A 17,412-nucleotide genomic window follows, 5' to 3' on the forward strand; every position below is an offset into this window, starting at 1 on the left:
ATGTGGCTTCGTGTGCATCTCCCCGAGAGACACAGAATGAAGGTCGGCATCATCGGTGGGGGCGTCATCGGCACCGGTAGCGCGTATCACCTCGCGGAACGCGGCCACGAGGTCACGCTCCTCGAACGGGACGAAATCGGGTCGGGGACGACGGCGGCGTCGATGGCCGTGTTCGTGTGGCAGTCGGTGCCGCCGAGCGAGTTCGCCCTTCGACTCCGACGGCGCGCGTGGGACGAGTATTCGGAGTTCGTCGAGAGCGGCGAACTCGACTACACGCGGACGGGGCTTTGTCACGTCGCGTGGTCCGAATCGACGTTGGCGGCCTATCGGGAGTACGCCGAAGAACTCGCCGCAGCGAGGGTTGATGCGGCGGTGCGTCCCGGGGCGGGTCCGTACGACGACGACCGCGCCGTCGGAACGCTCCACACGCCCGAAGACGGCCACTTCGACCCCGTCGCCGTCGCGGAACTGTACGCCGACAAAGCGCGCGAGGAGGGAGCGACGATTCGAACGGGGACGACCGTGACCGGCGTCCTCACCGACTCGAATCGCGTTGCCGGAATCGAACTGGAAGACGACGAACTCGCGGTCGATGCGGTCGTGAACGCCGCCGGTCCGTGGGCGGTCGAGGTCGGTGGGACGGACGCGGACGAACTCCCGATACGACGCACGGCAGGTCCCATCATCGGATTCGAGACGCCGGCGGAAACCGACATCGAGGTACCCTTCTCGCAGTTCGAAAACGACCTTTACGTCCGTCGGTACGCGAAGGGGCTGTACGTCGGGCACTACAACACCGAATTTCGGGCGGACGAGGACGTGACTCCCGACGACGAGAAATCGCCCGACGACGAGTTCGAGCGTCGTGCGAGGGACCTGCTTACCCGATTGGGATTCGACGGCGACGAACTCCGACGGGACACGTCGTGGACCGGCTATCGAACGGTCACGCCGGACGGACTGCCGATAGTGGGCGAGGGAGGGATGGAGGGCTACTACCTCGCCGTCGGGATGAGCGGCCTCGGAATCACCCGCGCACCTGTCGTCGGGCGGTCGGTCGCCGACGCTATCGACGGCGAGTCGTCGCCGTTTCTCCGCGAGATGTCGCCCGAGCGTTTCGACTAGCTTCGTTTCCGCGCATCGCCCGCGTTCGTGGCCGGGGGACGTACCGAATGCCGTCGGTAGCAGTCCATGTTTATGCTCGTCAACGGCGTAGTGGCGGAAGACAATCGGGCGCTCGATTGCTCCTCGTCGGTATCGTCGGGGGAGACGAGAACTGGAAGTGGGGACGGTCGCGCGGTCGATGAATGCCCGGAAACGGGTCAGGGGAGACAATGAGCTTCAAAACGACGAAGCTAACGAATCGAGTACCGGCGATTACCGAACAGAACCGGAAGTGGTGGGTCGTGGTCGCCATCGGCATCGCGGGCGTCCTCGTTACCGTGGATTTCAACGGCATCACCGTCGCGCTGCCGACCATCGGACGGGACCTCGGCATCTCGACGACGGGGTTGCAGTGGACCGTCAACGCCTATCTGCTCGCGTTCGCCGCGCCGATGGTGGCGTTCGGCCGATTGTCGGATATCTTCGGTCGGCGGCGGGTGCTGCTCGTCGGAATCGTCGTCTTCATCGCCGCCTCCGCGTTCGCCGGTTTGTCCCAGAGCGAACTGTGGCTGGTTTCAGCCCGCGTGATACAGGGACTGGGCGCGGCGGCCTTCTTCGCGGCGTCGCTGCCGATAGTCAGCAATGCCTTTCCCGAAAAGGAACGGGGGAGAGGTATCGCGCTCTGGGCGGCGATCAGCGGCCTCGGATTGGCCGCCGGACCGCTCGTCGGCGGCGTCCTCACGCAGATGTTCTCGTGGCGCTGGTTCTTCTTCTTCAACATCCCGCTCGCGACGGTGGCAGTGGTCCTGACGCTCGCCGCCGTGCGCGAATCCCGCGACGAGACGGTCGGACATCACGTCGATTTCGCGGGTCTCATCACCGTAACCGCCGGTCTCGTCGCGCTGGTGTTGGGCATTCAGCAGGGCGACACGCTGGGATGGGGGTCGCCGTTCGTCGTCGGCGCTCTCGTCGCGTCGGTGCTGTTGCTCGCGGCGTTCATCCTCATCGAGCGGCGCGTCGACGACCCGTTGATAGAACTCGGACTGTTCGAGAACCGGAACTTCCTCGGCGCGAACGCGGTCGGATTCGTCGTGAACTACGGCTTCGGCGCGCTGTTGTTCTACATGACGCTCTACCTCCAGAACGTCTTGGACTACTCCCCCTTGCAAACAGGGTTGGTGTTTTTGGCGTTCACCGTGCCGTTGGTGCTGCTGGAAGCGCGAACGAACGACGTTTCGACCCGACTCGGAGTGCGGGCCTCCATGGTCGGCGGCTTGGCGCTCGTCGCCGTCGCGTTCCTGTTCCTCACTCGCACGAGTCCGGCGGGCGGAATGACCACCGTTCTCGTCTCGCTCGTCCTCGCCGGAACCGGAATCGGCGTGGCGTACACGCTTTCGAACACGGTCGGAATGGCGGCGCTCCCGGACGCCAAGGGCGGCGAAGCCTCCGGAGTGCTAGGAATGGTCCGCCTCTTGGGGGCCGTCTTCGGCGTCGCGGTGACAGGCGCGCTGTTCAAAACGCTGGAGAACGAGAAGCTGACCGACCTGCTCGTCGGTGCCGGTGCCGCGCTCGATTCGTCGGACAGACGGGAGATAAAGGGACTGTTGTCCGGGTCCGACGCCGCGGAGGCGACGCTCAAGCGTCTCGCTCCGGAGGTCGAATCCGAAATCGTTCGAATCGTCCACGAGGCGTTCGTCTCCGCGTTCGGGCGGGCGATGTTGCTCTGTGCGGCCGTGGCGATACTCGGGGTCCTCACCGCGCACTTCGTCATCGAGACCACGCAGTCGGAGTGAACCGGCGGTTCCGCCGCTCGGAGATACGAGGGAAAACCCGCTACCCGTCGAACAATCCCCGGAGCGCCCCGTCGCGGCCGTCGTTTTCTCCGCCGTCGCCATCGTCACCGTTTTCGCCGTACTTCGACAGCGCGAGCGAGAGTTTGAGACGTGTTTTCCCCGCGGGCAAGTCCTCGGCAAACAGCGCCCCGGCCGCACGAAGCGTCTCGCCGCCGCCAGAACCGCCGTAGACTGGTGACGTCCGTCCCGCGACGCACCGGGACGTGACGACCACCGGTGTCCCGTCCCGCACCGTCGATTCGACGAACTCCCCCAGGCTGGCGGTGACGTTTCCGAGTCCCGTCCCGTTCACGACGAGGCCGTCCGCGCCCGCTTCGAGCGCGGCCTCGCCCAATCGGTCGTCCACTCCCGCGCCGCTCCCGACGACGAAGACGGTCGGGTCGAGCGTTCCATCGGGGATGTGTGCGGTTTCGCTGGCCGGTCGCCGGAGGATTCGTATCCCGTTCCGGTCGTGGGTCGCAACCGGCCCGACGCCGGGGGACGAAAAGGCGTCGAGGGCCGACGTGTGGTACTTCGTGGCGAACCGCGCGCTGTGGACCGCCTCGTCGAAGGCGACGTAGGTTCCGCCGTGTCCGCCGTCGGCGAAGGCCCGCGCCGCTGCGAAGGCGGTGACGAGGTTCGCCGGGCCGTCCGAACTTCGCTCGTCGGGACGCCGCTGTGCGCCGGTCAGGAGGACTGGCGTATCCGGTTGGAGAGTCGCGTCGAGATAGTACGCCGTTTCCTCCATCGTATCCGTGCCGTGCGTGACGGCGACGGCGTCCGTCTCCGAGTCAGCGTCGAGTTCGGCGACCCGTTCGCCGACCGTTTCGAGCGTTTCCGCCGTCATTTCGTAGCTCGGGATCTGTGCGACCTGTTCGACGGAGACGTCGCCGTAGTCCGCCAACGCCGGAATTTCCTCCACGAGCGCGCTCCCCCGTTCGGTCGGGACCGCGCCGGTGTCGCGGTCGGTGCTCGCAATCGTCCCGCCGGTTCCGAGAACGGTCACGTTCATGTCGCCTCGTTCGCGCCGACCGAACAAAAACCCGGGTTCGGTCGTCGTACGGCATGTGAAAACCCCACATACCACAGTACGTATTTGGACCGTCACGTGGTACGACGACGGGATGATAGTCGCCGGAAAATGTCCCGCGACCGCCGACGAACTGCGGGCCGCGTCCGAGCGCGGATTCGACGCTGTGGAACTCCACCTCACCACGGACGATTTGGACGCCGCGGAGGAGACGGCGGCGGTGTGTCGCGACGCGCCGGTGGAAATCGTCTCGGCACACACGCCACACGTGGACCTCAACGAACTCGAATACGTCCAGCGGACCAACGACCTGTGTGAGCGCCTCGACGCCACGCTCGTCGTCCACTCCACGAAAATCCCGTTAAGCAACGTCGGCTATCTCCTCGACCGCACCGACATCACCGTCCCACACGGCTTCGAGAACTCGACGGGCCACAGCCTCCACTTCCTGCGGAACGTCCTGCTCGACGAGGGTCGTCCGCTCGTCCTCGATACCGCCCACCTCTACACGGCGGAGGAGGCGTACTGCTCGATACTGGAGGACCTCCTCGCCGAGTACGGCGACTCGATTCCCGTGGTTCACTGCTGCGACGGAACGAAAATCACGGACGGGTTGGCGTTCGGAACCGGAACGATGGATATGGAACGGGTGATAGCGGACCTCCAGCAAAACTACGACGGCATCGTCGTGCTGGAGGTCATGCCCGCCGAGCAGGCCGAGGCGCTGGAGATGTGGCGGGACGTGACGCTGCGGGACTGAGTGTCATCTACCCCGAAATTAATGATTCTTTGACTCGAATTCGAAAACATGTCGGCCGCTACGCGTCGAATCGGGTGGTCGTTCGAACTCGCCGATTCGCGACTCCTTCGGGTGCTGACCTACTGCTCGCTCGGCGTCGCCGGGGGAATGTGGGTGCTCGCGGCTTTCGTCTCGGCGACGCTGGTGTTACAGGGGAACCCGCTGATAACCGGAGTTCTGGTCGTCGTATTCCTCTTTTCCGCGTTCGTCTGGCTGACGCACCTGCGCCCGCTGTTCGAGGACGACGAGCGACTGGAACACCTCGAATCGCGCTGGTTGTTCGTCGCCTCGCTGTTCGGGGCCGTCGTGTTCTCGGTGAGCCACGGATTCGGCGGCGTCCGCGGGTTCCTGTTCCTCCTCGGGTTCATCACGCTGCCGGCGGTCCTCGTCTCGGCGCTCCAATCGACGGGCGACATCGACGCCGAGGAGCGGACGATGACCTACCGCGGCCGCGAGGTTCCGCTCGACGGACTCTCAGGCGTCCGCCGGTTCGGACTCGGCACCCTCACCGTCCACTGGTTTTCGTACGTCTCGGGTGCCGCGAACATCATCACCCCGCGATTCCTCGTCCTCCCGAGCGACGCGGCGACCGAAGCCGAGCCGGTGTTTTCGGCGGCGGTCGAGGCCGAGCCTCCCGATTTCGAGCGACCTAACCCGACGGTTCGCTACGCGTTGGCCGCCTTCGGTCTGTTCTTCCTCGGCTTCGCCGCCTTCCTCACCGTCGTGATGCCCGGCGGGGAGGACGCGGCGCTCGTCGAGACGTACGCCCTGCTCGTGTTCGGATTCATTGGCGTCGGCTTTCTCGGCGCGGCGGCCGTTCACGGCTGAGCGGGCGTTCGCGCGGGTTCTCGGCGACCCCGTCCTCGATTTCCCAGCAGCGGTTCGCCGGGAGCGACACAGCGACCGTTTGGCCCGGCGACAACGGTCGGGAACTGAACGCGGTCACCTCCTCGCCGCCGAGCGAGAGCGTGACTCGGTCGTCGCCGTCCCGCGGCGTGACGCGGGTGACGGCGGCCGACATCGTCTCCGTCGTCTCATCGAGTTCCACGAACTCGGGTCGGATGGCGACGTGCGTCGCGGACGGTCGGGGAACCGCCTCGTCCGGGAGGACCGCGACGGGGAGGCAGTTCGACCCGGTGAACCACGCGACGAAGGGCGTCGCCGGGCGATGAAACACCTCCTCGACGGAGCCGAGTTGGACGATGCGGCCGTCGCGCACGACGGCGATTCTGTCGGCGAGCGCCCGCGCAGTCGTCCGGTTGTGGGTGACGTAAATCGAGGTGACGTCGGCGATGAGGTCCCGGAGGTCGTCGCGGAGTTCCTCGCGGGTCGGCACGTCGAGCGCCGACAGCGGTTCGTCCAACAGCAGCGCCTTTGGGTTGATGGCGAGCGAGCGCGCGAGCGCGACGCGCTGTGCCTCCCCGCCCGAAAGCGTTCGAGGCCGCCTGTCGGCGAGGTCCGCGACGCCGAGGTCGGCGAGGACCGACTTCGCGTCGAGCGCGTCGGCGTGGTATCGAGCGCCGAACTCGACGTTCTCCAGCGCGGTGAGATGCGGAAACAGCGCGTAGTCCTGAAAGACGAAGCCGAAGTAGCGCTCCTCCGGCGGGTCGTCCGTCACGTCCCGTCCGTCGAAGAAGACGCGCCCGTCGTGGTCGTGATACCCCGCAACCGTTTCGAGGAGCAGCGTCTTGCCGCTCCCGCTCGGTCCGAGGACGACGAGTGTTTCGCCGGTTTCGACCGACAGTTCGGCGTCGAGGTCGAACGGGTCGGTTCCCTCCGCGGTGAACGTCGCGTCGATGTCGATATCGAAGCTCATAGCACGCTCCCCGAGTCGCTACCAGTGAGCAGTCGAACGACGAGGAAGATACCCGCGCTGAGCACGAGGAGGACGAACGCGACGGCGCTCGCATCGTCCAGTCCGGACGACGTGAACGTGTTGAAAAAGAACACCGGGGCGTGTTGGGAGACGGTTTCGGTGCCCGTGAACGGATTGAAAAAGTTGACGCTGTAGGCGACGACGGCGACGGCCCCGAACTCCGAGACGCCCCGCGCCCATGCGAGGACGCCGCCAGTGACGACGCCGCGGGACGCGAGCGGCAGTTGCACCCGCAGGAACGTCTCGAACGGCGGTGCGCCGTGGCTCCGGGCGGCGTATTCGAGGCGGGAATCGACCGATTCGAAGGCTTCGCGGACGGTGTTGACCGCGAACGGCGCGCTCACGAAGGTCAGCGCCAGCACCATCCCGGTCAGGGTCGTCAGCACCGAAATGCTCGGGAAGAGGCCGCGTTTCCCGAAGCCGAACAGGACGAGGATGCCCGCGACGGAGTGGGGAACCACGAGCGGCAAATCCACCAGACTCTCCACGATTTCCTGTCCGGTGAACCCGCGGGCGAGGAGATACGCGAGCGGGATTCCGAAGAGGAGCGCCACGATCGTGGCGAGCAGCGGCCCGTAGACGGTGAGAAACAGCATCGTCTGCACGTCGGGCGACCTCGCCGTCTCCACGATGAGGGACGGGTTTTGGCGCGCGACGAACATGGCAATGGGCATGCCGAGCGCGAGCAGGAGGACCACGCCGAACGTCGCGCTGGCCACGCCGAACCACCCGTCGTTCGCCCGCCATCCCAGCACCGCCGCGCTACACAGCGCGACCCCGACGTACAGCGTCGGCCGTCCGAGCACGTACAACGCCCCGAACGCGAGCGCCTGCACCGTCAGGACGGCCAGCACGACCGACCCGCGGCCGAGCATCGCCGTCGGATGCGCCCGATACTCGCCCCCTTCGTAGTTGGAATCGCTCATGTGTTCTCGATTCGTTTCCGTGTACGCATCGCCATTCTTCAAACGGTTTCCCTATAGTTCGAGCGGGCCGATGGACGTCCTCGCTTCCGCGTTGGCCACGACGCCCTTCGGAACGGCGTCCGTCGTGTCCTTCGGCACCACCGCCGGGTCGACGGGTTCGAAGCCGTTGTCCGTCAGTATCTTTCGCCCGGGCTTCGTGATGAGGTATTCGACCCACGCGTCGCCCGCGTCGGCGTCCGTCGCGTTCTCCGGAACGGCGACGCCGTAGGCGATGGGTGCGCCGGTGTACGTCTCGCCGCCGGCCTGCACCTCCGCCTTCGCGTAGTGTTCGTCGTACTTCGCGCTCGCTTTCGAGAGGTCGACGGCCGGTTGCAGGTCGACGGTGTTCACGTCGTGACTCGCGCTCGCGGACTGGTACTCCCACGCGTAGTCGAGTTCGCCCGAGTGGAGCTGACTGAGGAGGTCCGTCTCGGTCCCCGACGGGATTTTCGCCTTCTCGATGAGCTTTTTCGAAGTCGTCCCGTCGAACAGCGTTTCCCCCTCGAACGGAATCGCGCCGAGTTGCATCGTCATCACCGACCGGTAGCCGTTCGGGTCTACGGCAGGGTCCGAGTGGCCGAACGTCACGTCGTCCCGCAGGAGGATGTCCCACCAGTTGTCCGGTGAAATCTCGTCCGCGCCGGTGGCCTCGTCGGTGTACGCGATGGTCATCGCGTTGGTGGCGAACACCGCGTACCACTCCGCGTACTCCGGCACCATCATGTCGCGGATGAGCCGGTAGTCGGAGACGCCGAGGACGTCGGCCGACCGGCCGAGGTTGGTTATCTTCTTCGTCGAACCGACGGACCCCTTCGCCTCGCGGTTGACCTGCACGTCGTGGTTCGACTCGAACTCCGTTTCGACGTCCCCGAACGGCGCGGAGAGGCTTCCGGCGTGGAAGATAGTCATCGTGCCGGAGAGTTCCGTCGAACCGGACGAGTTCGTTCCGGGGGACGTGAACCCGTCGGTCGAACCCGGTTTCCCGGTTCCACCGTCGTCGCTCGCGGTACACCCGGCGAGCGCCAGCGCACCGGTCGCCGCCGCGCCGTTGAGGAACCGGCGGCGCGGTATCGTCGGAGGGTTCTCCATCGATAGAATACCGTTATATCGTTCGGCATATAACGGTTGTGGTGGCCCTCGTACTCGCCGGGAAACGGCGTCCAACGGCGGTGAAAACTACTGATTTCTGGGAAAGTATGGGAACGGCATGGGGAGAACAGGGACGCCGACGGAAGCGATACGGGACGGGATTCTCGGCCTAGCGGTTCACCACCTCGTAGAGCGGGTTGGGAACCGTCCCGTGTTCGGAGGCGTGCGGACGGCCGTCGGCGTCCTCGTAGCCGTAATCGAGGAGGCGGTTCCGGTTGAGACAGAGCTTCGTGAACTCGGGGCGGAGCAGGTCGAACAGTTCGAACCGATCTTCCAGTTCCGGGAACTCGGTCTGATACGCCTCGATTGCTTCCCGAACGCCTCTCCAGAACTGCTCCTCCGAGTAGTCCGAGTGCGTTGCCAGCGCGTCGGCGACGTAGCGGAAGACGCAGACGAACAGGCCGGAGAAGATGAACTGACAGAGTCCCTCGGGCGGTTCGGTTCGCAGCACCGCACTGAGTTCGTCCGGGAGCGACTGAAGTTCCGGCAGCGGTTGGTCGCTGACGTTCACGTCGTCCACGAAGTCCTTCACCGCGAGGCGGTGTGGCCGTCCGTCTTTCAACACCAACATCGTGTTCTGGCCGTGGGGCGAGAACACCGTCCCGTAGCGATAGAGGTAGTGAAGCAACGGCGGGAGCACCGTCTCGAACAGTTCGTCCAGCCACTCCTCCATCGAGAGGCCGGACTCCTCCACGAGCGATTCGAGGTACGGCGTCCCGTCTTCGACGTGCATGAGCGACGACAGCGTGACGGCTTTCTCGTCCCCGTCGAGGAAGGTGTAGATGCTCTCGCGCCAGACACAGCCGAGCAGTTCGTCGTACTGGTACGCCGACCCGTCGAGTCGCGAGAAATCCGGATGGTCGTAGTTCAGCCCCGCGATTTCGCCGGGCAGAATCAGGTCACACTCCTCGCGGAGGAACTCGTCGTCCTCGTAAATTTCCTTGATGTACTCCGTGACTATCGGCGCGACTTCGGTTCGCTCGCCCGGCAGTCCGCGGTAGACGAGCGTGTTGAGGATGCGCAGCGGGAGTTTGACGTGGTGGCGCTCCAGTTCGTCCACGTTCACGAACGTCCGAATCGACTGTTGGGGCAGGTACTCGTCCGGCCCGTCACCGAGCGGGACGATGGCGTTCGACGCGATTTCATCGGCGAACAGTTGGACGATGCTGCCGTCCCACTGCCACTCGTGGACCGGCAGGAAGTAGTAGTCGTCCGGGTCGAGGCCCTTCGATTCGAGTTTCGCGCGGAACACATCGTACCGGTCGCCGAGTTCGCCCTCGACGAGCGACTCGTGGTCGAGGTCGGAGACGGCGCTGAAACTGGCCCGCTCGCGGGAGACGGCGACCCACGAGAGCGTCACGGGCCGTTTCCGTTCCGGCGCGTAGTCGAGGTAGTCGTCGTAGCCGAAACCGAGGCGTCCCTTGTTGTAGGTTATCCACGGGTGGCCGGTCATCTCGCCTTCGAGTTCCGCGTAGTCGAGCGACGTGAGGTCCCTGTCGCCGTCGCGGGCGTTCGCCTCGATGTGGGCGTCGGCGAGCATCGTGTTGCGGTACTCCCGAATCAGGTGTCCGGCGGTCATGTCAGAGACGCCGATGGTCTCCTGTGCGTCGAGCAGGAACTCGACGGGGTCGCTCGCCGGTTCCCAGTCGCCGGACTCCCGGCGTTCGACGGAATCGGGGCGGACGCTCCGCCAGTCGAACAGCCGTTCGTCGGCCTCGAACCGGTACTCGACGCCGTCCGACAAGCCGAGGTGGAAGTAGCCGTCCTCGGTTCGCCGGGGCGCGATGAGTTCCTCGTAGCCGAACTCCGCCAGCATCTTCGCCAGCAGTCGCCGACCGACCGTCTCCCAGATTTCGGGTGCGAGCGCGTCCCGAAGCGCTTCGTGTTCGATACTGCTGTCGGTGTTGTCGGTGCCGTTGCCGTGAATATCGTCGTTGGAATCCTGTGTTGTCGTGGGTTGCATCGTCAGTCCTCCTGTGTCGGTGTCGCGTGTTCGTCGTCCAGTCGTTCGCTTTCGGGGGATTTCGAGCAGAACCGCTCGACGGAGAAATCCTGAAAGACGGTGTCCTCGTCGGTCGGATACCGTTCCTCGCCGAGCAGCGACTCGACGATGACCGCGTTCCGCTGGCAGCCCAATCCGAGGTCGGGCGTCCCGACGCCGTGGCTGTACAGGCCGCCGTTCTGGACGAACAGTCGGCCCTCACCGCCGAACTCGATTTCGTAGTTCTCGTCGATGCGAAGTCGGCCCTTCGCGTCGCGTGCGATTCGGTCCTCGATTCCGGCGAGGAAGGACGGCTTCGGGCGGTGATACCCGGTTCCGAGGATTACCACGTCGCTCCCGTGGGCGAAGCGTTCGCCTTCCTGCCACTGTTCGCAGGTCAGGCGGTAGCCGTCGTCCGCCGCCTCGATGTCCTCGACTTCGGTCGTGGCGAGCATACCGACGTCCGGGTCGGCGTCGCCGATGGAGCGCTCGTACAGCAGGTCGTAGATTTCCTCGCTCGTTTCGGGGTCGATTCCCTTGTACAGCAGGTCCTGCTCGGGCAGAATCGCGTCCTTTCGCTCCTGTGGCAGGTCGTAGAAGTACTCGGTGTACTCGGGCGTGAAGTGCTGGAGGCCGAGTTTCGAGTACTCCATGGGGAAGAAGCCCTCCGAGCGCGTGAGCCAGTCGAGTCGGTAGCCCGCCTCGGGTCGGCGTTTCAGCAGGTCCAAGAACACCTCGGCGGCGCTCTGGCCCGACCCGACGACCGTAATGGCCTCCGCGTCGAGACAGCGTTCCCTGCGGTCGAGGTAGCTGGCGGTGTGGAACACGTCCTCGCTCGAATGGCCCTGTAGCGCCTCGGGAATCCGCGGGACGCTTCCGACGCCGACCACCACGTTCTCCGCCCGGCACTCGACCGTCTCGCCGCTTTCCGGGTCGCGGGCGGTGACGTGAAACTCCTCCCGCTCCTCGTCGTAGCGAACGTCGGTCACGCGGCGACTGAACGCCGTGTTGCCGAGCGCCTCGGCGACCCACTTGCAGTAGTCGTCGTACTCCCGCCGGGGCACCTGAAACGTCTCGTAGAAGTAGAACTCGTAGAGACGGTCCGTCTCCCGGAGATAGTTCAGGTAAGTGTACTCGCTCGTCGGGTCGGCGAGCGTGACGAGGTCGGCGAGGAACGGCACTTCGAGGGTCGCGTCCTCGATGAGCATCCCGCCGTGCCACTCGAATTCGGGTTTCCGTTCGAGGAACAGCGCGTCGCTCTCCGTGTCCTCCAACAGCGCCGCCAAGCCGAGGTTGAACGGCCCGAGGCCGACCCCGACCACGTCGTAGATGTCGTCCGTCGAGGGGTCGTCAATCATCGACCCCACACCTCCGACTCGAACCGCTCGCGCTCACAGACCATCAGCAGGGCGTCCTTCTCGTCCAACGAAAGCTCGTCTCGGGGTTCGAACCCACATGCCTCGAAGACGGAGATGACCTTCTCGTTGCGAACGTCGGGTTCCGTCACGACGCGCTCGGTTTCGTCGTGGCGGAACTGAAACGCCGTCATGGCTCGGAGCAGGGGTTTCGCGTAGCCGTGGCCCAGGAACTCCGGAACGCCGATGAGCAGATGGATTCCTTGGTCCGTCGGTCTCGCATCGTAGTGGCCCGCGAGGTCGTCGTCCGCGGCCCAGTACGATTCCCAGTAGCTCATCGGAACGTGGTCGAGGTGGCCGACGTAGAGCGTCTGGTGTCCGTCAGCCAGCTTTTCCGCGAGTCCCCGTCTGAACTCGGGAAGCGGGTCGTCCCACTGCCAGTAGGGCAGGACGTGAGGTTCGTTCAGCCAGCGGTGGAGGCGGCCGAGGTCCCGGTCCATCGTCGCCTGCCGGAACGAAATCGTCTTTTCCACCGCCGCGTCCCGCGTCTGAAACTCGTAGTCCGACGCGACGATTCCGGCCGGGCCGGTCATGGTTTCACCTCCAATTCCGTCACGAGCGGGTTGCGTATGTCAGAGTAGACCGACTGGTTTTCGAGCGTGCCGGTCAGTTCGTCCATGCCGTGGAACCGGGTCAGCAGGTTCGCCTTGCAGGCGATTCGTCGCTCCCCGAGCAGGCTCGACACCAGCGAGGACTCCTCGCGCTCGTGCTCCGCGAGCGATTCCAGTTCCTCGCGCAGGAGCGAGAGCAACGCGCGTTCGTCCACGAGTCCGGCACAGCCGAAGGCGTTGACCACCCCGAACGCGTTGTTCAGGATCACGTAGTAGCGGATTCGCTCGTCGGCCAGTTCGTCCGAAACGAGCGTGTCCGCGCGCTCGGCGACGCCGGGGAGGAACTCCTCGACCCCGTCCTGCGTCGATTCGACGAAGTAATAACCCTGATTGTCACGGTACCGGAACTCGTCGGGATAGCCGTCTTCGAGCGTCAGCACGCTGTTCTGCTGGTGTGCTTCCAACCCGACGCCATGTGTCAGATAGAACCACAGCACCGGCCGAATCGAGACGGCGAGGTACCGCCCGAACCAGTCACGACTCACCGCGGCGGTGGACCGGTCCTCCCGCTCCGCGATCTCCTCGACGACGTTGGCGAGCCGCGAGTTCCCGCCGGACAGCGAGTCCTGACAGAGGCCCACGACGGGCGTCGAGTTCCTCGCATCGTCGCCGCGGAACGGGTTCTCGCGCAGGACGGCTTCGAACCCGGATTCCGCTCCGTCGCCCGCTTCGACCGTCAAGTAGGCCGGGTCGCGCACCACGTCGAAGTCGGGGAATCGCGACCGTAATTCGTCCCCCAGTTCCGTGTCCATGAGTTCAGTGATGGCGACGCCGCGCTCCAGTTCGGGCCGCTTGTTCGTCCGCTCGGAGTTCGTGATGGTGACGGCGAGCGACCCCTTCATCATGAACGAGGACTCCGGACTGTATAGCGTTCGAACTGACGACGTTGGAAAGTACTCCCGTCCGCGCGGGCCGAGATAGTCGAGTTCGCCGTTCTCCGACAGCGACTCCACGAAGGGTTTTCGGAGCAGGTGTTCGGCCTGCCACGGGTGAACCGGAATCAGCGCGTCCTCGCTCTCGACGTGTTCCGCGACGAACGACTCGGGGACGGTCGGGTCCTCGCGCAGTTCGGATTTCACCCACTCGGTCGCGCTTTCGCCGCGCGCCGAATCGTGGGCGACGATGTCCGGGGACGCCCGGAAGTAGTGGAGCGGGAACGACCCGCGCAGTTCCGGGGCGTACGTCGGCGCGTCGCGGGCCGCGATTCCCTCCCTGCTCTTCGGCGTCGGGTGGAGCAGGTGGCCGAAGACGAGCGACTGTTCGGCGTCGGCGAACTCGAAGTCGGTGCCGTACAGCCTATCGAGGTCGTCGGCGCGCGCTTCGACGAACCGCCCCGTCGCTTGCTTGCTCGACAGCACCCGGGCGAGGAACTCGTCGGCGTGGTCATCCGCCCGCTTTTGCGACAGGTCCTTGACGACGAGCGACGCCAGCGTGGCGTAGTCGAGCGTCGTCCACTCGCCGCCCGCGCGGAACCGCGTCGGGAGGTCGAACAGGTGGCGACCTGTGGGGGAACGGTACGAAAGCGGAACGACGACTTCGACGCCGACGGCCGACAGTTCGAACCGAATCGCGTTCCCGGACTCCGCCGAGGAATCCTCGACAACTTCGTAGTCGTCCGTTTCGCGGAGATACGAGTTGAGGAAGGCGTGCGTCGTCGCGGCGGCGGCCACGGCGTCGGGGTCGTCCGTCGCGTTCGGGGGAATCATCGACTCACCTCCGGCGAGACGGCACACAGGGAATCGCCGCGCCGTTCGAGCGTGTCGAGGACGGTGGCGACGTCCGAGAGCGTCGTCCGCGGGTTGAGGAGGGTGAACTTCAGCGCGGAGACGCCATCGACCTCGGTTCGAGCGAGGACCGCCTCACCCTCCCGGAGCAACGACTCGCGTATCGCCTCGTTTATCCACCCCAGCAGGTCGTCGGACAGGTCGTCGTGCGGACGATAACGGAACACGACCGCGTTGAGCGACGGTTCGGTCACCAGTTCGAACGAATCGTCCTCCGAGAGCAGGGCCGCGACGTCGTCGGCGAGGTCGATGGTGCCGTCGATGAGCGCGGCCAGTCCGCTCCGCCCGACGGCTTGGAACGTGAGGTACGGTTTGAGCGCGTCGAAGCGACGCGTCGTCTGGGTGGATTTGGCGACGAGGTTCGGCGCGTTGTCGCCCTCGGGATTGAGGTAGGAGGCGTTTCGCGCGATGTGTTCGTACCGCGAGCCGTCGCGGAGCAAGAATGCTCCACAGCTGATGGGCTGATAGAACAGTTTGTGGAAATCGACGGCGATGGAGTCCGCGCGCTCGATTCCCGAGAGACGGCCGCGGTGGCGCTCGCTCGCGGCCAGCGCGCCGCCGTAGGCCGCATCGACGTGGAACCACAGGTCGTGTTCGTCAGCCCGGTCGGCGAGTTCGGCGAGCGGGTCGATGCTCCCGAAGTCCGTCGTCCCGGCGGTGCCGACGAGGGCGAACGGGACCAGTTCCCGCTCGTGGAGGTCCGACAGGGTTCGATCGAGCGCGTCCGGACACATCCGTCGGTTCTCGTCGGTTTCGACGGTCGTCACGGCGTTCTCCCCCAGACCGAGGTGGGCGGCGGCCTGTTCGGCCGTGAAGTGTGCCTCCTCCGAACAGAGGATTCGCATCGCCTTCGCGCGCGGCGGGAGGCCCGACCGCTGAACGTCGGTGCCGAAGCGCCCCTCGGCGAACCGCTCGCGGGCGAGCAGCAGTCCGAGGAAGTTGGACTGCGTGCCGCCGCTGGTGAACACCCCGTCACCCGTGTCGGCGTCGTAGCCGAAGAGCGAACAGAGTTCCTCGACCATCCGCGTTTCGAGCATCGTCGCCGCCGGACTCTGGTCCCACGAGTCCATCGACTGGTTCGTCGCGGAGAGCATCGCCTCCGCGGCTAATCCCGGTACCAGGGGAGGACAGTGGAGGTGGGCGAAACAGGTCGGGTTCGAGACGTCGACCGAGTGTCGGAGTATCGGTTCGGCGGCCTCGATGGCAGCCGAGAGGCCTACCCCGTCTTCGGGAATCATCCGTTCGTCCTCGAACAGTTCCCGGAGCGATTCCGGCGACTGCCCGGAGTAGGGCTTCTCGCCGCCGCCGGCCGAATCGAGGACGGCGGCGATCGCTTTCGCCATCGCCCGCCGGTAGGCGTCGTCCCCCTCGTCGCTGCCGAGGAACAACGAGTCCGCGTTCGCCCGTCTCCCGATTCTATCCGCGTCGGCGTGCGTCATGCCGTCATCACCTCGCGCTCGACTGCGGCCGCAACCGCGTCGTGGAACCGTTCCGCGATGGCGTCGACGTCGTCCTTCGTGACGACGAGCGGGGGAAGGAACCGGACGGTGCCGCCGTGTCGGCCGCCCAGTTCCACGATGAGGCCGCGGTCGAAACACTCCCCGCGGATGGCCGATGCGAGGTCCGGTGCGACGGGGTAGCTACCGAGTTCGTCCGGTTCCGCCGTCGGGTCCACGATTTCGGCCCCGAGCATCAGGCCGCGGCCGCGAACGTCGCCGACGGAATCGAACGTCTCCGCGGTTTCTTCGAGGTGGTTTCGAAGGCGCTTTCCCATCCGTTCGGCGCGTGCGGGAAGGTCGTTTTCGAGGACGTATTCGATGGTCGCCCGTCCGGCGGCCATCGCCAACTGGTCGCCGCGGAACGTCCCGGCGTGCGCGCCCGGTTCCCACACGTCGAGCGACTCGTCGTAGACGACGACTGCGAGGGGTAGTCCGCCGCCGACGGCCTTCGAGAGCGTTACAACGTCCGGAACGATGTCGGCGTGTTCGAAGGCGTAGGTTTCGCCCGTCCGGCCGAGGCCGGTCTGGATTTCGTCCACGACCAGGGGGATGTCGCGTTCGCGGGTGATACGCCGAACCTCGCGGGTCCACTCGTCGGGTGCGGGAATCGCGCCGCCCTCCCCTTGCACGAGTTCGAGCACCATTCCGGCGGGGTCAGTGATACCGCTCTCCGGGTCGTCCAACAGGCGTTCGATGTATCGACTCGACGTTCGGTGGCCGTCCTCGCCGCCGATGCCGAACGGACAGCGGTAGTCGTACGGATACGGCAGGTGATGCACATCGGGCATCGTCCCCGGGATGGCGTCCTTCGGGTCGGTGTCGCCCATGAGTCCCAGCGCGCCGTGGGTCATGCCGTGGTAGCCGCCCTGAAACGCGAGGGTGGAACGGTTCCCTGTTGCAGTTTTGACGAGTTTCAGCGCCGCCTCGATGGCGTCCGTTCCCGCGGGGCTACAGAACTGCACGCGCGCTGAGTCGGCGAACTCGTCGGGGAGACTCCCGAACAGTTCGTCCACGAAGGCGTCCTTCGTCGGCGTCGCGATGTCGAGCGTGTGTATCGGACCGCTCGCGTCCAACACCTCCTCGATGGCCTGCACGACGACCGGATGGTTGTGTCCGAGCGCGAGGGTGCCAGCGCCCGCGAGACAGTCGTAGTACTCCGTCCCGTCCACGTCCTCGACGCGAACCCCTTCCGCCCGCTCGATGGCCAGCGGGAGGTGTCGGGGATAGGTCCGGGCGTTCGATTCGCGGCGCGCCTGCTTCGCGAGCAGTCGTTCGCTCTCGGGGCGACTCATCGTCTTCCTCCTATCGAATCGAGTCGTATAGCCGTCGCTCTCCGTGTCTGATGGGGCTTCCATGGCTGCATACAT

14 protein-coding genes are annotated in these 17,412 nt (G+C 65.7%); 4 read left to right on the forward strand and 10 right to left on the reverse strand.

The features are described from left to right. The first annotated feature begins 36 nt into the window (after window positions 1-36). Window positions 37-1,125 carry an NAD(P)/FAD-dependent oxidoreductase gene (locus tag ACGYLY_RS09175; protein ID WP_395281957.1) on the forward strand — a complete coding sequence of 363 codons (1,089 nt, stop codon included), beginning with the start codon at window positions 37-39 and terminating at the stop codon, window positions 1,123-1,125. A 209-nt stretch (window positions 1,126-1,334) separates the two neighbouring features. After that, complete coding sequence (locus ACGYLY_RS09180) at window positions 1,335-2,897, forward strand: MFS transporter (RefSeq protein ID WP_395281956.1); 1,563 nt, start codon at window positions 1,335-1,337, stop codon at window positions 2,895-2,897. Window positions 2,898-2,937: 40 nt separating this feature from the next. Here the strand turns inward: ACGYLY_RS09180 and ACGYLY_RS09185 are convergent, their stop codons facing one another. After that, entirely contained in the window at window positions 2,938-3,948 is a 1,011-nt protein-coding gene (locus ACGYLY_RS09185; protein ID WP_395281955.1) for an asparaginase, read from the reverse strand. Between the two features lie 55 nt (window positions 3,949-4,003). Here ACGYLY_RS09185 and ACGYLY_RS09190 point away from each other — a divergent pair, with 55 nt between their 5' ends. Next, window positions 4,004-4,726 (forward strand): sugar phosphate isomerase/epimerase family protein, encoded by a 723-nt coding sequence (locus ACGYLY_RS09190; protein ID WP_395281954.1) that lies wholly within the window; start codon window positions 4,004-4,006, stop codon window positions 4,724-4,726. A 48-nt stretch (window positions 4,727-4,774) separates the two neighbouring features. Continuing rightward, on the forward strand, window positions 4,775-5,593 hold the full coding sequence (locus ACGYLY_RS09195; protein WP_395281953.1) for a hypothetical protein: 819 nt from the start codon (window positions 4,775-4,777) through the stop codon (window positions 5,591-5,593). Here the strand turns inward: ACGYLY_RS09195 and ACGYLY_RS09200 are convergent. The 9 genes from ACGYLY_RS09200 to ACGYLY_RS09240 form a co-directional block, all read right to left on the reverse strand. Continuing rightward, entirely contained in the window at window positions 5,550-6,581 is a 1,032-nt protein-coding gene (locus ACGYLY_RS09200) for an ABC transporter ATP-binding protein (protein ID WP_395281952.1), read from the reverse strand. The genes ACGYLY_RS09195 and ACGYLY_RS09200 overlap by 44 nt on opposite strands. Then, window positions 6,578-7,567, reverse strand: coding sequence for an ABC transporter permease (locus ACGYLY_RS09205; protein ID WP_395281951.1), 990 nt, complete (start codon window positions 7,565-7,567; stop codon window positions 6,578-6,580). Before ACGYLY_RS09205 ends, ACGYLY_RS09200 begins: the two co-directional genes overlap by 4 nt. Window positions 7,568-7,618: 51 nt before the next feature. Next, complete coding sequence (locus tag ACGYLY_RS09210; RefSeq protein WP_395281950.1) at window positions 7,619-8,695, reverse strand: substrate-binding domain-containing protein; 1,077 nt, start codon at window positions 8,693-8,695, stop codon at window positions 7,619-7,621. Window positions 8,696-8,864: 169 nt separating this feature from the next. Then, window positions 8,865-10,718: an IucA/IucC family protein gene (locus ACGYLY_RS09215; protein ID WP_395281949.1), complete on the reverse strand. Its 1,854-nt coding sequence runs from the start codon at window positions 10,716-10,718 to the stop codon at window positions 8,865-8,867. Between the two features lie 2 nt (window positions 10,719-10,720). Next, entirely contained in the window at window positions 10,721-12,094 is a 1,374-nt protein-coding gene (locus tag ACGYLY_RS09220; protein WP_395281948.1) for a lysine N(6)-hydroxylase/L-ornithine N(5)-oxygenase family protein, read from the reverse strand. Beyond that, on the reverse strand, window positions 12,091-12,684 hold the full coding sequence (locus tag ACGYLY_RS09225) for a GNAT family N-acetyltransferase (protein WP_395281947.1): 594 nt from the start codon (window positions 12,682-12,684) through the stop codon (window positions 12,091-12,093). The genes ACGYLY_RS09220 and ACGYLY_RS09225 overlap by 4 nt, the downstream gene beginning before the upstream one ends. Continuing rightward, window positions 12,681-14,468: an IucA/IucC family protein gene (locus tag ACGYLY_RS09230; protein WP_395281945.1), complete on the reverse strand. Its 1,788-nt coding sequence runs from the start codon at window positions 14,466-14,468 to the stop codon at window positions 12,681-12,683. Before ACGYLY_RS09230 ends, ACGYLY_RS09225 begins: the two co-directional genes overlap by 4 nt. Then, complete coding sequence (locus ACGYLY_RS09235) at window positions 14,465-15,985, reverse strand: pyridoxal phosphate-dependent decarboxylase family protein (protein WP_395281944.1); 1,521 nt, start codon at window positions 15,983-15,985, stop codon at window positions 14,465-14,467. The genes ACGYLY_RS09230 and ACGYLY_RS09235 overlap by 4 nt, the downstream gene beginning before the upstream one ends. Continuing rightward, window positions 15,982-17,337, reverse strand: coding sequence for a diaminobutyrate--2-oxoglutarate transaminase (locus ACGYLY_RS09240; RefSeq protein ID WP_395284127.1), 1,356 nt, complete (start codon window positions 17,335-17,337; stop codon window positions 15,982-15,984). Before ACGYLY_RS09240 ends, ACGYLY_RS09235 begins: the two co-directional genes overlap by 4 nt. Window positions 17,338-17,412: the final 75 nt, after the last annotated feature.

This window comes from Haladaptatus sp. CMAA 1909 (genome assembly GCF_043952005.1).
In the GTDB taxonomy this organism is placed as follows: Archaea; Halobacteriota; Halobacteria; order Halobacteriales; family Haladaptataceae; genus Haladaptatus.